Below are 18,423 nucleotides of genomic sequence, written 5' to 3'. Positions count from 1 at the left end.
ACGGTTGCCGCCACCACGGATTGAGAACATCGGCGCCGGAGAAAGGCTTCCCATCACTTTCCCATCGCCTTGGGGCCAGGGGAGGAATGACATGAAAGACCTAACGCGACGGCAGTTTCTGAAGATAACCGGAGTGGCGGCGGGGACCCTGGCAGCCACGGATGCCCTCGCCCTCGACCTGCTGAAACCGGTTCTCGATCCGACGGGGGCCTACCCCTACCGGGGGTGGGAGACGCTCTACCGTAACGAGTGGAGCTTCGACTACCGGGGACGCAGTACGCACTCGGTGAACTGCACCGGTTCCTGCACCTGGCAGGGGTTCGTCAAGAACGGCATCCTCTTCAAGGAGGAACAGGCCGCCGACTATCCCGACATCAATCCGGGGGTCCTTCCCACCTACAATCCCCGGGGGTGCCAGAAGGGGGCCAACCACAAGGAGTACGTCTACGGTCCCCAGCGGGTGAAATATCCCCTGATCCGGGTGGGAGCCCGGGGAGAGGGGAAATGGCAGCGGGTCTCGTGGAATACGGCGCTCCAGTACATCGCCGGCAAGGTCGTCAACGCAATAACGACTGCCGGCCCGGACACGGTGACCTTCTACTCCGCCATCCCGGCCAAGCACCATATCACCCTCGCCGGCGGATTCCGGCTGGCAAACCTGATCGGCGGGGTGGTCTGCAGCTTCTACGACTGGTACTGCGACCTCCCGCCGGGTGAGCCGCTCACCTGGGGGGTGCAGACCGACTCGTGCGAGTCTGCCGACTGGTTCAACTCCAAGTACATCATGCTGATGGGGGCGAACCTCCTGGAGACCCGGATCCCCGATTCCCATTTCTACACCGAGGCACGGCAGAACGGCGCCAGGATAGTGGCGGTCTTCCCGGAGTACAACCCCGCCTCCATCCATGCCGACGAATATGTCCCGGTGAAGCCCGGGACCGACGGGGCGCTCTGCCTCGGCATGGTCAACGTGATCGTCAACGAGGGGCGCTATGATGCGGCCTACATAAAACAGTTCACCGACATGCCGTTCCTGGTCCGGACCGATACCGGCAAGTTCCTGCGCGAGAGCGACATGGTGGCAGGCGGAAGCCCGGACCGGTTCTACGTCTGGGACCTGGCCGCAAAGCCGAACGGACCGGTGCTCGCCCCCGGCACCATGGGGGCGGGGGCGCCGGTAAACGGGGCTCTGGCTCTGGGGGCCATCAACCCTGCCCTGGAAGGGACCTTCACGGCCACGACCCTCGCCGGCAGAGTCCCGGTCACCACGGTATTCTCGCTTTTGCGGCTGAAACTGGCCGACTACTCGCCGACCGCCGTGGCCGGCATCACCGGCATCGACGCCCCCCGCATCGCCCGCCTCGCCCGGGAGTTCGCCACCACGAAGCCGGCCCGGATCATCGAGGGGGCCGGGACGAATCACTACTACCACAACGATCTCATCAACCGGGCACAGATCCTCCTCGTGGCCCTCACCGGCAACGTGGGGAAACCGGGAGGGGGGTTCGACCACTACGTGGGGCAGGAAAAGCTCTGGGCCGAACAGGGGTTCTTCCGGTTGTCGTACCCCCTGGGGCGGCCGAAGCAGCGGTTCCAGAACACCACCATCTGGACCTACGTCCATGCCGGCGTCACCTCCGATGTGGACTCCCTCTGGCCACGGACGATCGGCTCCTATCTCAACGATAGCGTCACCAACGGCTGGATGCCCCTCTACCCCAAGGGGACCCTTACCACCGGCAGGACGCCGAAGGTCCTCTTCATCTGGGGGGCCAACTACCTGAACCAGGCCAAGGGGTACGGCGACGTTATCCGAAACCTCTGGCCGAAGCTCGACCTGATCGTCTCCGTCAACTTCCGCATGGACACCTCCGCCCTCCATGCGGACGTGGTGCTGCCGGCGGCGAGCATGTTCGAGAAGTGGGACCTGAGCACCACCGACCTCCACTCCTATATCCACCCCTTCACCCCGGTCCTCACCCCCCAGTTCGAGAGCAGGCCCGACTGGGAGATCTGGCGCAGCCTGGCCGGTGCCCTGCAGGCCACCGGTCTGAACTTCAGCGACGCTCTCCCCGACGGCACCACGATCAACCGGAATTTCGGCACGCTGCTCCAGAATTTCGACCGACTGAACATCGGCGGGACCTCGGTGTTGTCGGTGGCGGACCAGAAGGCGGCCTGCCAGTTCCTCCTGGACGCCTCGCCCGAGACCAGCGGACTGACCGTGGATCAGTTGAAGGCCCAGCCGCGCCGCTTCCTCCAGACCAGCGAGGAGTGGACGAGCGACCTTCTGCCGGGTGTGGCCTACTACGGCTTCCAGCGGATGACGGCGCGCCTGCGCCCGCTCCCCACGCTCACCGGCCGCCAGCAGTTCTACATCGACCACGACTGGTTCCTGAAGGAGTTCCACGAGGAGCTGCCGGTCTACAAACCGCCGGTGAACGCGGATCTCTATCCGCTGCGCTGGATCACCCCCCATGGCCGCTGGAGCATCCACTCCACCTGGCGGGACGCCAAGTACCAACTCCGGCTCCAGAGGGGACGCCCCATCGTCTACCTCTCCCCCGGGGAGGCAACGGCCCGCGGCCTTGCGGACAACGACAAGGTGGAGATCTACAACGGCCACGGCAGCCTCGTGGCGCATCTCTGCATATCTCCGCGACTCCCCGCCGGCATGGCGATGATGTACCACGGCTGGGAACGGTATACCCTTGCCGGCGGCTGGCAGAGCCCGTCCACCATCCGGATCAAGCCGACCCAGCTGGTCGGCGGGTACGGGCACGTGCGGTTCCGGCTCAACTACTGGGGCCCCACCGGCAACCAGAAGGATACGCGGGTGCAGATCCGCAAGTCGCCTGTGTGATGAGGACAGCAGGTCGCCCCGTCCCGCGTTCGTGCAACGGGCTGTTTCTGCAACACGCCGCACGGTGCACGACAATGAATGGAGGTAACTGACATGGCGACAATCATGAAACAGGTCAGGATGGTGTTCGACCTCAACAAGTGCCTCGGCTGCCATACCTGCAGCATGGCCTGCAAGACCGTCTGGACCGACCGGAACCAGGGACAGCAGTACATGTACTGGAACAACGTGGAGACCCGCCCCGGCAGCGGCTACCCCAAGGGGTGGGAAACCATGGGGGGGGGCTTTCCGGGGTGCGGCAACCAGGTGTCGCTGACCAGCCCGATCCCCTCCATCGCCACGGAGTACGGCGCCCCCTGGGAGTACAACTATGGGGAGGTCCTTACCACCACCCTTGCCAACGTGGGCGACGTGAGCGCCCCCATCTCCTCGCAGATAGTGCCCTCCCCCGACCCCGCCGGCCCGACCGCATACTCCTCCAACTGGGACGAGGATGTGGGAGGGGGGACCTTTCCCGACTCCTACTACTTCTATCTCCCCCGGATCTGCAACCACTGCACGAAGCCGGCATGCCTGGCGGCCTGTACGCGCAAGGCGATCTACAAGCGGGAAGAGGACGGTATCGTCCTCGTGGACCAGAACCGCTGCCGGGGGTACCGCCACTGCATCAAGGGGTGTCCCTACAAGAAGGTCTACTGGAATCAGGTGGAAGAGGTTTCACAGAAATGCATCTTCTGCTACCCGCGAAGGACGGACAAGCTGCAGACGAGCGACCCGCAACCGGGGATGGATCCCCCCTTCAGGGCGAACTTCTGTTTCACCCAGTGCCCCGGCCGCATCCGCTACGTCGGGTACAGCGACAACCCCAACGCCAACGTCAACAAACTCATCGATGTCTACCAGGTCGCCCTGCGACTCCACCCGGAATTCGGCACCGACCCGAACCTCTGGTACATACCGCCGCTCTCCCCGCCGGTGGACGGTGGGACCGACCGGCGCATTCCCGTTGATTTCCTGGCGAACCTGTTTGGTGACAACTGCGCCCAGACCCACATCGACCGGGTCGCCCGGATCAACCAGATCTTCACGACCATCGAGAGCGCCCGGACCGGGGGGAACCCCGGACTGGCCGGCATTCTGACGGCGTATGCGGAGGCCGACCGGCTCCAGCTGTAACAGGTTTCCTTCCGCGATCCATTGAAGGAGTTGACCCATGATGAGACGATTTCTGAATCTCGTGACGGTTCTTGCCCTGCTGCTGGCGGCACTGGCAGCCCCTTCCCCCGGCCACTGCGCGGTCACCATAACGGCGGCATACGTCGCTACCGCGGGCGGCGGTCTCAACCCCAACGATCCCGACTGGAATTCGGCCACGCAGTATACCGTCCCCCTCGACACGGTCATCAGCGCGAGCGGGATGCCGCAAATGCTTCCCTCGGCAAGGTGGCGATACCTGAAGGTCACGGTAATGCACGACGGCACCAGCATCTTCTTCCGCTACCAATGGCCGGACGCCACCCAGGACATCTCGGTGGCCGACGGCCCCCTGTTCGCCGATGCCTTCGCCATGCAGATCCCCTATACGGGCATGTCCAGCATCGCCATGGGAAACCAGTTCGAACCGGTGAACATGATCTACTGGCGGGCGAATCTCGCGGCGCCGCAGAATATCGTTTCCGGAGGCGCGGGAACGGTGCAGAAGAGTCCCGACTCGGCCACCCTTCCCATCAGCCAGTCCCAGATCTGGGCAAACGGGACCTGGACGCTGGTGATCAAGCGCCCCCTGAGCGGCGCCGCCTCCCTGGCCGGAAACATGGTCCCACTGGCGCGGGGAAAATACTACCGGATCACCTTCGCCCAGTGGGACGGCGGGAACCAGGAACGGAACGGGGTCAAGCTGGTGGCGGGGAGCTGGCAGACGCTCTTCGTCCAGTAGCGCCGGACGGGTTGGCCCTGGCAACGACACTTTCACGTCAAGGAGAGGATAATATGACCCACGCTACCGCACCCCCCACGTCTCACCCCGAGCCCCTCGTCCGCAGCCGACTCTACAAACTCCTTTCTCTCGGGTTCCGCTATCCCGACGCCGAGGGGTTCGAAACCCTGCAGTCGGGGGAGTACCTGAACGCCGTGTGGGAATGCGTAACCGCCGTCCCCCACCTTGAACGCCTGGCGACGGAGAAGCCCCAAATAGAGCAGACGATCCGTAACTCCCTGAACGGGGTCAGCCTCCTCGACCTGGAGGTGGGCTTCAACCAGACTTTCGAGGTGGGTGCCCCCGAACCTCCCTGCCCCCCGTACGAGGGGGTATACCGGCAGGAGGAGACGAGAACCTCGCTCATGGTGGAGATAGCCGAATTCTACAAGCACTTCGGCCTGCACGTGAGCCAGGAAGAGGGGAAGCGCGACCTCCCCGACCATCTCTGCGCCGAGCTGGAGTTCCTCCACTTCCTCACCTTCAAGGAGGCCCAGGCGCGACATGAGGAGAACACCGAACTTCTCGACGGATACCTCCTGGCGCAGAAAGACTTCCTGGAGCGGCATCTGGCGAAGTGGCTGCCGACTTACAGCGAAAAGATGCGGAGTTCGTCGACGGTCCCCTTCTACACCCAGCTGGCCCGAATCGCCGCCGGGTACGTGGCGAACGAACTGGAGTGGGTCCAGACTACCTGTCCACCTCCTTCCTGAGGCGAAGGGGGAGCTGTCATCGGGCGACCTCAGATACGCGCGGAGCGTCGGATGAAGCACACAAGCAAAAGGAGGAAAGGGATATGAAAAAGTTTTTTCTGCTGTTTGCGGTGCTCGTTCTGATGACGGGTGGGCTGGTCGAGGTATCGGAGGCGCTTCTCTTCAGCAACCCCGGTTTTGAGAGCGGGGATCTCACGGGGTGGACCGTTGACACCGGTTTCAACGGCGTCGGATCAGCCGATGTGGTCCAGCTCCATATCGGCAGTGATCGGGGAACCGTCTATCGCCCCAGGGAAGGACGCTACTTCGCCGTGCTCACGTCAGGCGACATCGTAACGGACAACCTCGGTCAGGCAGTGCCGGGCAGCCGCCCCACGACGATCTCCCAATCCTTCAGCGTCGGGGCGGGGACCAGGATTAGGGGGTGGGCCGCCTTCGATGCGGGAGACTTTGCGGGGTTCGGGGATTACGGCTTCGTGCGGATCTTCGACAGCATGATGAATCAGGTGGCTGAGCCGTTCTTCGCCCAGATCCCCCCGGACACCTCGAAGTCGTTTTTCGACGGCCCCTGGACGCGATGGTTCTGGACAGCCCCCCTCGGCGGGATCTACACGCTGGCTTACGGCGTTGCGGACGTGGGCGATGATCCCCTTGCCCTGGGAAACACCATTGGCTATCTCCACAGCCAGCTCCTGACCGATCAGGTAGAGGTCGCTCCCGTTCCCGAACCCTCGACCTTCCTGCTGCTGGGGGCCGGGCTTGGCGGAATTGTCTTCATGAGAAAGAAGCTCAGCCGGCGCCGGGGCATCTGAGGAGGTGACGCTCCGGTCAAGCGTGAGCATCCCCACGACCAATCGAACTGCACACTACCAACCGATTACGGAGGACCTCCATGAAAGAGTGGACAAGAAGGGAATTCCTGAAAGCCGGTATCGTAGCGACAGGGACTCTGGCGGCTTCGGAGCTCCTGGCCTTCGATGTCCTGAATCCGGTGGCCGACCCCTACGGGGCCTATCCCTATCGAGGATGGGAGCCGACGTATCGTAACCAGTGGAAGTTCGACTACTTCGGTCGCTCGGCCCACTCGGTGAACTGCACCGGTTCCTGCACGTGGCGGGCATTCGTCAAGAACGGCATCATCTTCAAGGAAGAGCAGTTTGCCGACTACCCGGAAATCAATCCGAAAATCCCCGTGCACAACCCGCGCGGCTGCCAGAAGGGGGCCAACCACAAGGAGTACGTCTACGGGGCGATGCGGACGAAATACCCCTTGATCCGGGCCGACTACCCGGGGAACAACCAGAACAGGGGGAAGGGGAACTGGCGCCGGGCCACCTGGGATGAGGCCCTGGGCCTCATCGCCAACAAGATCCGGGATACCATCCAGAGCTCCGGCCCGGACACGGTGAACTTCTACGCCGCCATCCCGGCCAAGCACTTCATCACCGTGGCAGGCGGTTTCCGCCTGGCGAACCTGATCGGCGCCACCGCCATGAGCTTCTACGACTGGTACTGCGACCTGCCGCCCGGCTCCCCCCAGACCTGGGGGGTACAGACCGACTCCTGCGAGTCCGCGGACTGGTTCAACTCCAAGTACCTCATCCTCTGGGGGGCGAACCTGCTGGAGACCCGCATCCCCGACGCCCATTTCTTCACCGAGGCCCGCATGAACGGGACCAAGGTCGTCGCCATCTTCCCCGACTACAACCCGGTCTCCATCCATGCCGACATCCATGTGCCGGTGAAACCGGGCACCGACGCACTGCTGGCGATGGGGATGGTGAAGATAATCATCGACAACGGCCTGCACGACGTACCGTACATCAAGCAGTACACCGACATGCCCTTCCTGGTCCGCAACGACACCAACAGGTTTCTCCGCGAGAGCGACATGGTGGACGGCGGCAGTGACGCGAAATTCTACCTCTGGGACACGGTGACCGGTAAAGCGGTTCTGGCTCCCGGCACCATGGGAATGGGTCCCCCGGTGGACGGCGCTCTGACCCTGGGCGCCATCAACCCCGCCCTGGAGGGGACGTACCCGGTCGGAACCCTGACGGGCAACATCACGGTCAGCACCGTCTTCAGCAGGCTCAAGCTGAAGCTCATGGCCCCGCAGTACGGTCTCGCCAGCGTGGCGGCGGAAACGGGCCTCGACGCCAACCTCATCAGGCAGATCGCCATCGATTTCGCCACCACCAAGCCGGCCCGCATCATCGAGGGGGCCGGCGTCAACCACTGGTTCCACAACGACCTCAACAACCGCACCGAGATCCTGATGCTGGCCCTGACCGGCAACGTGGGGAAACCGGGGAGCGGCTGGGACCATTACGTGGGGCAGGAGAAGATCTGGCCGGAGGCCTCCTTCTTCAAGCTCGCCTTCCCGCTGGGGCGGCCCAGGCAGCGGTTCCAGAACACGACGCTCTGGACCTACGTCCATGCCGACGTCGTCTCCGACGTGGACCATCTCTATCCGCGCACCATCAACCAGTACATCAAGGAGAGCGTCGACAACGGCTGGATGCCGCTCTGGCCCAAGGGGACCCTCGACAACGGCCGACAGCCGAAGGTGCTCTTCATCTGGGGGGCAAACTACATAAACCAGTCCAAGGGGTGGAACGATCTGACCAAGAACCTCCTGCCGAAGCTCGACCTGATCGTCGACCTCAACTTCCGGATGGACACCTCGGCCCTCCATGCCGACGTGGTGCTCCCGGCGGCGAGCATGTTCGAGAAGTGGGACCTGAACTCCACCGACCTCCACTCGTACATCATCCCCTTCACCCCGGTCATCAACCCCCTGCACCAGAGCAGGACCGACTGGCAGATCTGGCGCAGCCTGGCCGCCGCCCTCCAGGCCACCGGCTTCTCATTCAACGACACCACGGCGCCGTTCAGCCCCGCAAACCCCCAGCTCCGCAACTTCTCCACGCTCCTGAACGACTTCGACACCATGAACACCCACAACACGAACCCGAACATTCCGGGCGATCCGGGCCCCTTCAGCCTGGCCAACGACAAGGACGCCGCGCAGTTCATGCTGAACCAGGCGGAGGAGACCAGCGGCATGACCATGGACCAGCTCGTGGCCCAGCCCCGGCGATTCCCGAAGACCAGCGAAGCCTGGACCAGCGATCTCAAGGCGGGGGAGGCGTACCACAACTTCCAGCGGCTGGTGGAGCGGAAACGGCCGCTCGGGACGCTGGTGGGCCGCCAGCAGTTCTACATCGACCACCCCACCTACCTGGGGGTCCGGGAGGAACTGCCGGTCTACAAGCCGCCGGTGGATGCGCCGACCCAGGGGCAGTATCCGCTGCGCTGGATCACCCCCCACGGCCGCTGGAGCATCCATTCCACCTGGCGCGATGCCAAGTTCCAGCTCCGGATGCAGAGAGGGAGGACCGTCGTTTACCTGAATCCGAAGGAGGCGGCAAACCGCGGCCTGCAAGACAACGACGAGGTGGTGATCTTCAACAATCACGGGTCGGAAATCGCACGCCTCGACATCTCGTCGCGGATCCCGGTGGGGATGGCCCTGATGTACCACGGCTGGGAAAAATTCATGAACACCACCGGCTGGCAGGAGGTAACCAACGTCCGGATCAACCCGACCCAACTGGCAGGCGGATACGGGCAGCTCACCTTCCGGCTCAATTACTGGGGGCCGACCGGGAGCCAGAAGGATACCCGGGTCGAAATCAAGAAGAAGGTCTAGAGGGTTCAGCCCGGCGTGTCCGGCCAACGGTAAATTAAGGAGGTCATATGGCTCTCACCAATATTCAGAAACAGGTCCGAATGGTCTTTGACCTCAACAAGTGCCTGGGGTGCCAGACCTGCACCAGCGCTTGCAAGACCCAGTGGACCGACAGGAACCAGGGGCAGCAGTACATGTACTGGAACAACGTGGAGACCCAACCGGGCAGAGGCTACCCCAAGTACTACGACATGATGGGAGGGGGATGGGACGTGAAGAATCCGACCTACGCCTCCGGCTTGACGGAGCCCCTCAGCGCCCTGCGGTTCAATTCGCCGCTGCCGAAGGTGAACGAGAGTTACGGCGCACCCTGGGAATACAACTATGACCAGGTGCTCAAGACGTCGGGCGGCACCCCGACGAAGACGCAGGTGGTCCCCTCACCCGACCCCTCCGGGGCGAACGCCTACGGCATGAACTGGGACGAAGACGTGGCCACGGGCAATTACCCCAACGCCTACTACTTCTATCTGCCGCGGATCTGCAACCACTGCACGACCCCCGCATGTCTGGCCGCATGTCCGCGCAAGGCGATCTACAAGCGCCAGGAAGACGGCATCGTGCTGGTTGACCAGAACCGCTGCCGCGGCTTCCGCTACTGCGTGAAGGGGTGCCCGTACAAGAAGACCTATTTCAACCACCTGGAAAACAAGTCGCAGAAATGCATCTTCTGTTACCCCCGAAGGACCGACTCGTTAGAGGCGACGGATCCGCAGCCGCAACTGGCGCCGACCTTCCAGTCCAATTTCTGCTTCACCCAATGCGTCGGCCGGATCCGCTTCGTGGGGTTCAGCGGCAATCCGGCGGCCAACGTCAACAAGCTGATCGACACCTGGAGAGTGGCGCTTCGGCTCCACCCCGAGTGGGGAACCGAGCCGAACCTGTACTACATCCCCCCCCTGAGCCCGCCGGGCGGAGGTACGTCAACCGAGGCTCTCGGGACTCAGAATCGCATACCGGTCGATGTTCTGGCCTCGATGTTCGGCGACGACCACCTCCAGACCCACGCCCAGCGCGTCGCCAGGATCGAGGAAATCTTCGCCACGCTGGCGAGCGAGCGGGCCAAGGTGGCGGCAGGGGGGGGATCGGAACTGATCGCCATCCTCACCGCACACTCTGAAGCCGACAGACTTCAGCTCCACCTGGGATAGGAGGGAAGCCATGGACAGAAGCGTATTTCTGAACGGTCATAAATTTATGTGCCTCACCCTGGCACTGATGGCGTTCATCCTCCTCCCTTCCACCGGCAGGAGCGCCGATCTCACGGTGGTCAAGGTCGCGGGCATCACCAACGGCCTCGACCCCGCAGACCCCGCATGGGGGGGGGTGGCGAGCGTCCCCCTTGCGCTTCAGAACCGGATGGACTGGCCGGACCGCCACGTCTTTCCTACAACCGCGCCCCGGATCTTCACCATGAAGGCGATCCACGACGGGACCACCATCTATTTCCGTTTCGAGTGGAGCGACAGCAGCCAGAACACCACCATCACCGACGTTCCCACCTACCCGGACGGCTGCGCCATCATGTTCCCCATGTGGGACTGGACCAATCCCTGCACACCGGCATTTGCGGACAACATGTTCATGGGGTTCTTCCAGTGGAACCCCCTCGACTTCGTCGCAGTCCTTCCCCCTTACAACTACACCACCTGCACCCCCCCCTACAACCTGGTGACCAACATCATCATGTGGAAGGCGAACCTCAAAAACAAACCGCAGAACCTCATGGCCATGGGGGAACTGGGCACCGTCCACAAGACCGGCACCGGCAACGGAACGACGTTCACCAATCAGGCCGAGGGGGTCCAGGCCCCGTCGACACCGGCGCTCCCCCTGCCCCGAACACCGCCCGCCACGGCATCGGCATTTCCCGCCCCGACCCTGGCGCCTGTCCCGAGCCAGAATATCACCAGCTCCCAGCGGTGGGCTGCAGGGGTCTGGACGGTGATCATCAAGCGGCCGATGTCTTCGGCAGACCCGAACGCCCAGTTCGACTTTGCCAACGCCGTCAGTCGCACCGGCATCCCCTTCGCCCTGGCCAACTGGGACGGCCAGCTCCAGGAGAGGGCCAACCGGAAGTTCGCCACGGCAGACTGGCTGAGAATGGACATCCAGCCGTGACCGCTCTTTCGGTCCCGCTTCCGGACGGCAGATTCCATTTGAAACGGCGCAGGAGCACGGGGCGCGGCTGATCCGTGAAGCATGAGCTCGTTTCCCACTGACGCACAAAGACCCGCCTCCCAGGGGGAGAGCGGGTCTTTGTGCGTCGGAGCGTATGGATCGGGTGGCGGCTAGGCGGCCCCCTCCTCCTTTTCCTTCACGGGGATTTTCTCGGCCTCGTCCAGCGACGCCTTCTTGAAGTTTCTGATGCCGGCGCCGAGGGATTGGCCGAGCTGGGGAAGCTTGGCGGGGCCGAAGACGACGAGGGCGATGACGAGGACGATGATCATTTCGGGCATGCCGAATCCGAACATGGTGAACTCCTTTCACTGCTGCGATAACGATTGGGTACGGTGCCGGCCTGGAACTATCCCGCCGCGCCGGCCAGCTCGGCTGCGGGGTGATGGTCGTCCCCCCGCTCGCCGTCCCGCAGCCGGTAGTAGTCGGCCGGGGTGTTGATGTTGCTGAAGGTATCGAAACCCGGGTCGAAGAGGGCCACCTCTTCGGCGTTGACCCGGTTGACGTTGGTCCGGGCGAAGAAGGAGACGATGCGCCGCTGCCCCGAGAGGAGCGTCGCCTCGATGGCGGCAAGGCACCCCTTGCCGTAGACCGCGTGGAGCGGCTCCAGCCCCTGGGGGCTCTCGGGGATCAGCACCCCTCCCGGATCGGCCCTGGTGGCCAGGTGCCGGACCAGGTCGCTGTTGAGGTACGGCATGTCGCACGCCGCCACGAAGACCGCCTGGTTCGCCGCATGGTGAAGCCCCGCGTGGATGCCGGCGAGGGCCCCCATTCCCGGGTAGACGTCCCCCACCTTCCGGCAGGGGAGGAAGTCGTACTGCTCCGGGTTGTTGGTGACGAGGATGACCTCGTCGAAGAGCTCGGAGAACTGGCGGTGGATCGCCTCGATGAAGCGCCCCCCCTTGTACGGCAGGAGCGCCTTGTTGCTCCCCATCCGGCTCGACTGCCCGCCGGCGAGGATGACCCCGGTGACGCCGGGGATGCGCCCCTTGGCCTGTCGTAGGGGCAATTCATGAATTGCCCTTCCATGCGTCGCAACTGTCATCCGCTCGCGGTGGGCATAGACGGTGAACTTCCCGCCGCGGACGTAGCCGACGAGGCAGATGCCTGCCTTCTCGCAGACGGTGACCGCCATGTCGGTGGCGGAGGTCCGCGACGCCACAAGGGCAATGCCGAGCCGCGCGCACTTGGCCGCCATCTCGGTGGAGACCCGACCGGAGGTAACGAGGATCTTCCCGGCGAGGTCGATTCCCTTGAAGAGCGCCTCCCCGGCGATGCGGTCCAGCGTGTTGTGCCGGCCGATATCCTCGGCGAAGAGGATCAGGTTCCCCTCCCCGTCCCCCACCGCGGCGGAGTGGATCCCGCCGTGGCTCCGGTAGCTGTCGGCCCGGTGGGCGAGCTCCTCCATGAGGCGGAAGACGGCGTCGGGGGCCACCGGCGGCGCCGCGGCCACCGCCCCCCCTTCGCTCCCATCCTCCAGGGTGAAGGTAATTCCGGTGCCGCAGCCGCTGGTGAGGACCGGCTTCAGCCGCTCGGGGAGCTCGTTTTTGATCCTGACGTTGGCGATGCCGAAGTCGTCGCAGACCGCGAACATGTGAAAGTCGGCCAGCGACTCCACGAACCCCTGGAGCCGGAGGAACCCCGCCACCAGGAAGCGGAGGTCGTGGGGGGAGGTGATGAGGGTGGCGATCTCCCGGCCGTTCACGTGCAGGACGAGCGGAAATTCGCGGACGATGGGGGTCTGCTTCTCTTCGAAACGGCCGTTTGTGTAGATGTGAATGGTGTTCATATGGTCTCTTGCTGTAGGGGCAATTCATGAATTGCCCCTACGCTGTTGAATTACATGAACTACGCCTCGCTCACCGCGCCGGGGCCGTGGCCGTCCTTCTCGATCCGGCGGAAACGGTCGGGGATCGAGTAGTCGGTCACTTCCGGGTGGTGCTCGAAGACCGGGAAGTACTTGGCGACCAGCACGAAGAAGAGGATGTGGGCGGCGATGATGCCGATGGTCACCACCGACTCGATGAATGACGGGACGTAGATCTGCTGGTTGGCCTGCTCCATCCCGAACATGGAGACGTTGAAGCGGTTGAGCACGAGGCCGAAGATGACCAGGCTCGCGGCCCGCAGCTGCATCTTCTTGTCGGTCTTGATCCGCTTCGTGAGGTACATGAAGAACGGGATGAAGACCCCCACGATCATCTCGGTGGCGAAGAGCGCCGTCAGCACCGGCCGGTCAAAGAGCGGGCCGTGGCTGAGGAAGGCCAGGGCGAGGAACTTCACCGCGATGTAGACCCCCATGACCCAGGGGATGATCTTGGTGAGGGTTGCCAGGAGGTCCGACTCGTCGGGCTGCCCCATGTACTTGTGGACGAGGCTCGCCTCGAAGATGACGATGGAGAGGCCGGTAAAGATCGCCGAAAGCCAGAACTGGAGCGGCAGCAGCGGATTGTACCAGAGGTTGTGCAGCTTGTCGACGGCGATGAGGAAGAAGGTCCCGAGGGTCGACTGGTGCAGGGTGGAGATCATGGCCGCCAGGATGGCGAAGGGGATCTCCAGGGTCCGCAGGAGCCGCAGCGGGATGTGCCAGCCGAACTTCTCCGATACCGGGTGGAGGAACTCCAGCGTCAGGACCGTGGTGTAGGCCATGACGCACATGGAGACCTCGAACATCGGCGAGTGGACGTTCCAGTAGCGCAGAACGTTGATCCCCCGCTGGGGCTGCCCCAGGTCGAGGAGCAGCCCGACGCAGACCAGGGAGTAGCCGAGGAAGCCGGTGACGATGGCCGGCCGGACCAGGGGCTCCAGCTTCTTGATGTGGAAGACGTGGGCCACGATGCCGATGGTGAAGGCGCCGGCCGCCAGCGGCACGGCGGTGACGACGTCGAAGGAGATCCAGAGTCCCCACGGGTAGGTGTCGTTCAGGTTGGTGGTGACCCCGAGGCCGAAGATGAAGCGGATGAGGGAGGCGAGTGCCGCCGCCCCCACGAGGACCATCAGAAACTTGATGAAGCGATGGTACCCACTGATTTCGTTCATGATGATTTTAGCGGCGGTCATTGATTCCCCTCCTTGCGGTTCTTCTCGGCGTTCTCCTCGGCCTTGATCCGGTCCTTGCGGTGCTGGAACCAGGAGATGGCGGAGAGGGTTCCGCCGACGGTGAGGAAGATCCCCGGCACGAGCCGCAGGGCCTGCCAGGTGTAGGACGGGAGCGGCCGCTTGGTGATCTTTTTGAAGCCGAGCTCGTCCAGGGGCTGCTGGGTCAGGTAGAGGACGCTGGTGCCGCCCGCCTCTTCCTTGCCGTAGATCACCTTGAAGTAGCGGTCGGGTTTGGCGGCCATCCGCTTCTCGGCCTCTTTCAGCATCTCGTCACGGCTGCCGTAGGTGATGGCGGTGGGGCAGGCGGTGGCGCAGGCGGGCTCCAGACCGTTTTTCACCCGGCCGTAGCAGCCGGTGCACTTCTTCACCAGCGGGAACGCCTTGCTCCACTCGTACTTGGGAACGCCGAAGGGGCAGGCCACCATGCAGAAGCGGCAGCCGATGCACTTCTTGGAGTCGTAGACCACCGGCCCTTCCGGGGTCTTGTGGAAGGCGCCGACGGGGCAGACGGAGGCGCATGCGGGGTCGTTGCAGTGCATGCACATCTCCTTGTAGAAGGCGAACTCGTTCTGCCCGTTTTTCTCGTAGTCCTTGAACTTCACCCGGGTAAAGGTGAACTCGGACATCTGCGGCGGGTTCTGGTACCCTTCGCCGGTGAAGAACTGCGTCTTCTCCGCCTTCAGCTGGTTCCACTGCTTGCAGGCCACCTGGCAGCCGCGGCAGCCGGTGCACTTGGTGGTGTCGATCAAAAACGCCCTGGTCTTGCCGTAGTCGATGGTCGAGGAGCTCATGCGCCTTTACCCCCTTTCTCGATGTTGCAGAGGAACGCCTTGAACTCCGGAATGCCGGTGTTGGCGCAGCCGACCGTGGGGGTGAGGACGTTGCCGCTGTCCCCCTTGGCGAGCCCCGCGTAGCCGAAGTGCCACGGCATCCCCACCTGCTCGACCATCTTCCCCTGGACGTTGAAGGGCTTGAGGCGGCTGGTTACCAGGGCCACCGCTTCGATGGAGCCCCGCTCGGTGGTCACCTTCACCTTGTCCCCCTGCACGATCCCCTTCTGCTTGGCCAGGGTCTCGGAGAGTTCCACGAACATGTCGGGGACCAGCTCCACGAGCCACGGAAGGCTCCGGGTCATGGCGCCGGCCTGCCAGTGTTCGGTCACCCGGTAGGTGGTGCCGACGTAGGGGAACTTGGTGGTGTCGCTGGAGACGTTCTTCGGCACCTTGACCACCGGGTTGCTCTGCACCTTGGAGAGGAGGTTCTTGGCCGGGCTCTCCACCGGCTCGTAGTGCTCGGGGAACGGGCCGTCCTTCATGTCGAGGGCGTAGAGGCGGCCGTGCCCCTCGGGGAGCATGATGAAGGGGTACTTCCCTTCCTTGTCGTCCTTCATCGGCGGCCACGGTCCGTCGGGGACATCCCCCTTCCACTTCTTCTCCAGGGCGTCCCAGGCGATGACCGGACGCTTCGGGTTGAACGGCTCCCCCGCCGGGTTGACGGAGGCGCGGTTGTAGATGATCCGGCGGTTCACCGGCCAGCACCAGGACCACTTGGGGAAGAGGCCGAGGCCGGTGGGGTCGCTGGCGTCCCTGCGGGCCATCTGGTTGCCGTCCTTGGTGTAGGAGCCGCAGTAGATCCAGCAGCCGGAGACGGTGGAGCCGTCGTCCTGCAGGTACTTGAACATCGGGACCTGGTCGCCCGCCTTGAATTCCAGGGTCTTGTCCTTGTCGACGATGGTCATGTCCTTGGTGAAGTAGCCGTTGATCTCCTTGGCCACCATGTGGACGTCGGGCTCGTGACCGGTGCCGTAGTTCCAGGAGAGCTTCGTGATCGGCTCGGGGAACGCCCCCCCTTCCTTGGCATAGAGCGCCTTCACCCGCTTGCAGAACTCGTCGATGATGTGGAGGTCGCTGCGGGAATCACCCAGCGGGTGGACGGCGGCGTAACGCCACTGGGTCCAGCGTCCCGAGTTGGAGATGGAGCCTTCCTTCTCGATGGACGAGGCAGCCGGGAGCATGAAGACCTCGGTCTGGATCTTCTTCGGGTCGACGCCGGGGCGCTTCCAGAAGATGGAGGACTCGGTCTCCCAGAGGTCGGCGGTGACGAGCCACTTGAGCTTGCCGAGGGCCTCCCGGGCCTTGCCGGAATCGGGCCCCCCCACGGCCGGGTTCATCCCCATGCAGACGAGCCCTTCCAGTTCCCCCTTCCCCATCTTCTCCATGATCTTCACGTAGGAGTAGTTCCCCGACCGCTTGGGGAGGTAGTCGTAGCAGAAGTCGTTTTCCTTGGTGGCGTTCTCGCCGTACCAGGCCTTAAGGAGACTGGTGATGTACTTGGGGGTGTTCCCCCACCAGTTGGCGCTCTTGGGGTCCTTGGTCTTGGGAGTCCACTTCTCGTTGTAGGCCTTCAGGTCCACGTTGTCGAACTCCGGCGACTTCAGGTAGCCGGGGAGGATGTGGAAGAGGAGCCCGTAGTCGGTGGAGCCCTGGACGTTGGACTCGCCCCGCAGGGCGTTCACGCCGCCGCCGGCGATGCCGATGTTGCCGAGGAGCATCTGGAGGAGCGCCACGGCCCGGACGTTCTGGCTGCCGTGGGTCGACTGGGTGATCCCCATGGCATAGAGGATGGTCCCCGCCTTGTCGGCGCGGCCGGTGCCGCAGTACGCCTTGGCCACCTTGAGGTAGTCTTCCTTCTTGGTGCCGGTGATGGCGCAGACGGTGTCCACGTCATAACGCTTGTAGTGGTTCTTCATGAGCTGGTAGACGCACTTGGGGTCCTTCATGCCCATGTCGCGCTTCGGCTTGCCGTCGCCGGTGGTGGCGTAGGCCCAGGATTTCAGGTCGTAGGTCTTCTCCTGGTCGTCGAAGGCGCAGAACATCCCGTCCTGGAAGTCGAACTGCTCGGAGACGATGAACGTGGCGTTGGTGTACTCGCGGACGTACTCCTCGTGGATCAGGTTGTTCTGGAGGGCGTAGTTCATCAGGCCGCCAAGGAAGGCGATGTCGGTTCCCGGGCGGATCTGGGCGTAGATGTCGGACTTGGAGGCGGTGCGGGTATAGCGCGGATCGACGGCGATGAGCTTCGCGCCGCTGTCCAGAGCCTTCTCGATCCATTTGAACGAAACGGGGTGGTTCTCGGCCGGGTTGCAGCCGATGGCCAGGATTACATCGGAGTTCTTCAGGTCAATCCAGTGGTTGGTCATGGCACCACGACCGAATGAAGCCGCCAGACCGGCGACTGTTGACGAGTGTCAAAGTCGGGCCTGGTGTTCGAGCTGGCTCACCCCCATGGCGCGGGCGAACTTGGTCCAAAGGTAGCACTCCTCGTTGTCGAGGCCGGCGCCGCCGAAGAAGGCCATGCCGTCGGTGCGGTTCACCACGTACTCTTTGTTGTCCTTCTTGTTGAGCTCGCTCTTCTTGAAGCTCTTGTCGCGGGTCTCCTTCATCCGCCGCGCGATGCGGTCCATCGCCCACTCCCACGACTTCTCTTCCCACGTATCGGAGCCGGGCGCCCGGTACTTCACCCTCTGGAGCCGGTTCTCGTTGTTGGCGATCTGGAAGAGCGCGCCCCCCTTCGGGCAGAGCGCCCCCTGGTTGATCGGGTGCTGCGGGTCCCCTTCGGTGTTGACCACCTTGCCATCCTTGGTGTGGACGATCAGACCGCACCCCACCGAACAGAACGGACAGATGGTGGTCGTGCTCTTGAGCCCTTTGGTCCGGAGCTCGGGAGCATCGACGCTCGCCTCCCCCGGCTTGCCGGAGAGAGCCAGGGCCGCACCGGCCAATGCTCCCCCCTGCAAAAACTGCCTGCGTGAAATACCCATTTCACCAACCCCCTTTAGAGT

13 protein-coding genes are annotated in these 18,423 nt (G+C 63.6%); 8 read left to right on the top strand and 5 right to left on the bottom strand.

Annotated elements, in window-relative coordinates:
- Window positions 1-91: 91 nt before the first annotated feature.
- The 8 genes from GPICK_RS04735 to GPICK_RS04700 all read left to right on the top strand — a co-directional run bounded on the left by GPICK_RS04735 (window position 92) and on the right by GPICK_RS04700 (window position 11,426).
- A complete protein-coding gene (locus GPICK_RS04735) occupies window positions 92-2,863 on the top strand; it encodes a molybdopterin-dependent oxidoreductase (RefSeq protein WP_039740922.1) in 2,772 nt (923 codons plus the stop codon).
- A 93-nt stretch (window positions 2,864-2,956) separates the two neighbouring features.
- Window positions 2,957-4,039, top strand: a complete 1,083-nt coding sequence (locus GPICK_RS04730) for a 4Fe-4S dicluster domain-containing protein (protein ID WP_052263284.1) — start codon at window positions 2,957-2,959, stop codon at window positions 4,037-4,039.
- A 37-nt stretch (window positions 4,040-4,076) separates the two neighbouring features.
- Window positions 4,077-4,799: an ethylbenzene dehydrogenase-related protein gene (locus tag GPICK_RS04725; protein ID WP_039740919.1), complete on the top strand. Its 723-nt coding sequence runs from the start codon at window positions 4,077-4,079 to the stop codon at window positions 4,797-4,799.
- Between the two features lie 53 nt (window positions 4,800-4,852).
- Window positions 4,853-5,551 carry a molecular chaperone TorD family protein gene (locus tag GPICK_RS16555; RefSeq protein WP_052263283.1) on the top strand — a complete coding sequence of 233 codons (699 nt, stop codon included), beginning with the start codon at window positions 4,853-4,855 and terminating at the stop codon, window positions 5,549-5,551.
- Between the two features lie 83 nt (window positions 5,552-5,634).
- On the top strand, window positions 5,635-6,363 hold the full coding sequence (locus GPICK_RS04715; RefSeq protein WP_039740916.1) for a PEP-CTERM sorting domain-containing protein: 729 nt from the start codon (window positions 5,635-5,637) through the stop codon (window positions 6,361-6,363).
- A gap of 80 nt (window positions 6,364-6,443) precedes the next feature.
- Window positions 6,444-9,266, top strand: a complete 2,823-nt coding sequence (locus GPICK_RS04710) for a molybdopterin-dependent oxidoreductase (RefSeq protein WP_039740914.1) — start codon at window positions 6,444-6,446, stop codon at window positions 9,264-9,266.
- 47 nt (window positions 9,267-9,313) lie between these two features.
- A complete protein-coding gene (locus tag GPICK_RS04705) occupies window positions 9,314-10,456 on the top strand; it encodes a 4Fe-4S dicluster domain-containing protein (RefSeq protein ID WP_039740912.1) in 1,143 nt (380 codons plus the stop codon).
- Between the two features lie 10 nt (window positions 10,457-10,466).
- Window positions 10,467-11,426, top strand: coding sequence for an ethylbenzene dehydrogenase-related protein (locus tag GPICK_RS04700; RefSeq protein ID WP_084201339.1), 960 nt, complete (start codon window positions 10,467-10,469; stop codon window positions 11,424-11,426).
- Between the two features lie 170 nt (window positions 11,427-11,596).
- Here GPICK_RS04700 and GPICK_RS04695 read toward each other — a convergent pair whose 3' ends face one another.
- From GPICK_RS04695 to fdnG, 5 genes are read right to left on the bottom strand one after another with little or no spacing between them, the layout of a single operon-like run.
- A complete protein-coding gene (locus GPICK_RS04695; RefSeq protein WP_039740906.1) occupies window positions 11,597-11,779 on the bottom strand; it encodes a twin-arginine translocase TatA/TatE family subunit in 183 nt (60 codons plus the stop codon).
- Between the two features lie 53 nt (window positions 11,780-11,832).
- Window positions 11,833-13,272 (bottom strand): formate dehydrogenase accessory sulfurtransferase FdhD, encoded by a 1,440-nt coding sequence (gene fdhD / locus GPICK_RS04690; RefSeq protein ID WP_039740903.1) that lies wholly within the window; start codon window positions 13,270-13,272, stop codon window positions 11,833-11,835.
- A 59-nt stretch (window positions 13,273-13,331) separates the two neighbouring features.
- Complete coding sequence (nrfD, locus tag GPICK_RS04685; protein ID WP_039740901.1) at window positions 13,332-14,543, bottom strand: NrfD/PsrC family molybdoenzyme membrane anchor subunit; 1,212 nt, start codon at window positions 14,541-14,543, stop codon at window positions 13,332-13,334.
- A complete protein-coding gene (locus tag GPICK_RS04680) occupies window positions 14,540-15,373 on the bottom strand; it encodes a 4Fe-4S dicluster domain-containing protein (RefSeq protein WP_039740900.1) in 834 nt (277 codons plus the stop codon). Before GPICK_RS04680 ends, nrfD begins: the two co-directional genes overlap by 4 nt.
- Complete coding sequence (fdnG, locus tag GPICK_RS04675) at window positions 15,370-18,402, bottom strand: formate dehydrogenase-N subunit alpha (protein WP_084201338.1); 3,033 nt, start codon at window positions 18,400-18,402, stop codon at window positions 15,370-15,372. The genes GPICK_RS04680 and fdnG overlap by 4 nt, the downstream gene beginning before the upstream one ends.
- Between the last annotated feature and the right edge of the window lie 21 nt (window positions 18,403-18,423).

The sequence above is a fragment of the Geobacter pickeringii genome (assembly GCF_000817955.1).
In the GTDB taxonomy this organism is placed as follows: Bacteria; Desulfobacterota; Desulfuromonadia; order Geobacterales; family Geobacteraceae; genus Geobacter; species Geobacter pickeringii.
Note: the sequence above shows the minus strand (reverse complement) of the source record. Positions and strands in the feature narration are given on the sequence as shown.

What these genes read in the sequence shown, in the direction of transcription:
- GPICK_RS04735 (WP_039740922.1), top strand. Translation starts at nt 92, where the DNA reads ATGAAAGACCTAACGCGACGGCAGTTTCTGAAGATAACCGGAGTGGCG.
- GPICK_RS04730 (WP_052263284.1), top strand. Translation starts at nt 2,957, where the DNA reads ATGGCGACAATCATGAAACAGGTCAGGATGGTGTTCGACCTCAACAAG.
- GPICK_RS04725 (WP_039740919.1), top strand. Translation starts at nt 4,077, where the DNA reads ATGATGAGACGATTTCTGAATCTCGTGACGGTTCTTGCCCTGCTGCTG.
- GPICK_RS16555 (WP_052263283.1), top strand. Translation starts at nt 4,853, where the DNA reads ATGACCCACGCTACCGCACCCCCCACGTCTCACCCCGAGCCCCTCGTC.
- GPICK_RS04715 (WP_039740916.1), top strand. Translation starts at nt 5,635, where the DNA reads ATGAAAAAGTTTTTTCTGCTGTTTGCGGTGCTCGTTCTGATGACGGGT.
- GPICK_RS04710 (WP_039740914.1), top strand. Translation starts at nt 6,444, where the DNA reads ATGAAAGAGTGGACAAGAAGGGAATTCCTGAAAGCCGGTATCGTAGCG.
- GPICK_RS04705 (WP_039740912.1), top strand. Translation starts at nt 9,314, where the DNA reads ATGGCTCTCACCAATATTCAGAAACAGGTCCGAATGGTCTTTGACCTC.
- GPICK_RS04700 (WP_084201339.1), top strand. Translation starts at nt 10,467, where the DNA reads ATGGACAGAAGCGTATTTCTGAACGGTCATAAATTTATGTGCCTCACC.
- GPICK_RS04695 (WP_039740906.1), bottom strand. Translation starts at nt 11,779, where the DNA reads ATGTTCGGATTCGGCATGCCCGAAATGATCATCGTCCTCGTCATCGCC.
- fdhD (WP_039740903.1), bottom strand. Translation starts at nt 13,272, where the DNA reads ATGAACACCATTCACATCTACACAAACGGCCGTTTCGAAGAGAAGCAG.
- nrfD (WP_039740901.1), bottom strand. Translation starts at nt 14,543, where the DNA reads ATGACCGCCGCTAAAATCATCATGAACGAAATCAGTGGGTACCATCGC.
- GPICK_RS04680 (WP_039740900.1), bottom strand. Translation starts at nt 15,373, where the DNA reads ATGAGCTCCTCGACCATCGACTACGGCAAGACCAGGGCGTTTTTGATC.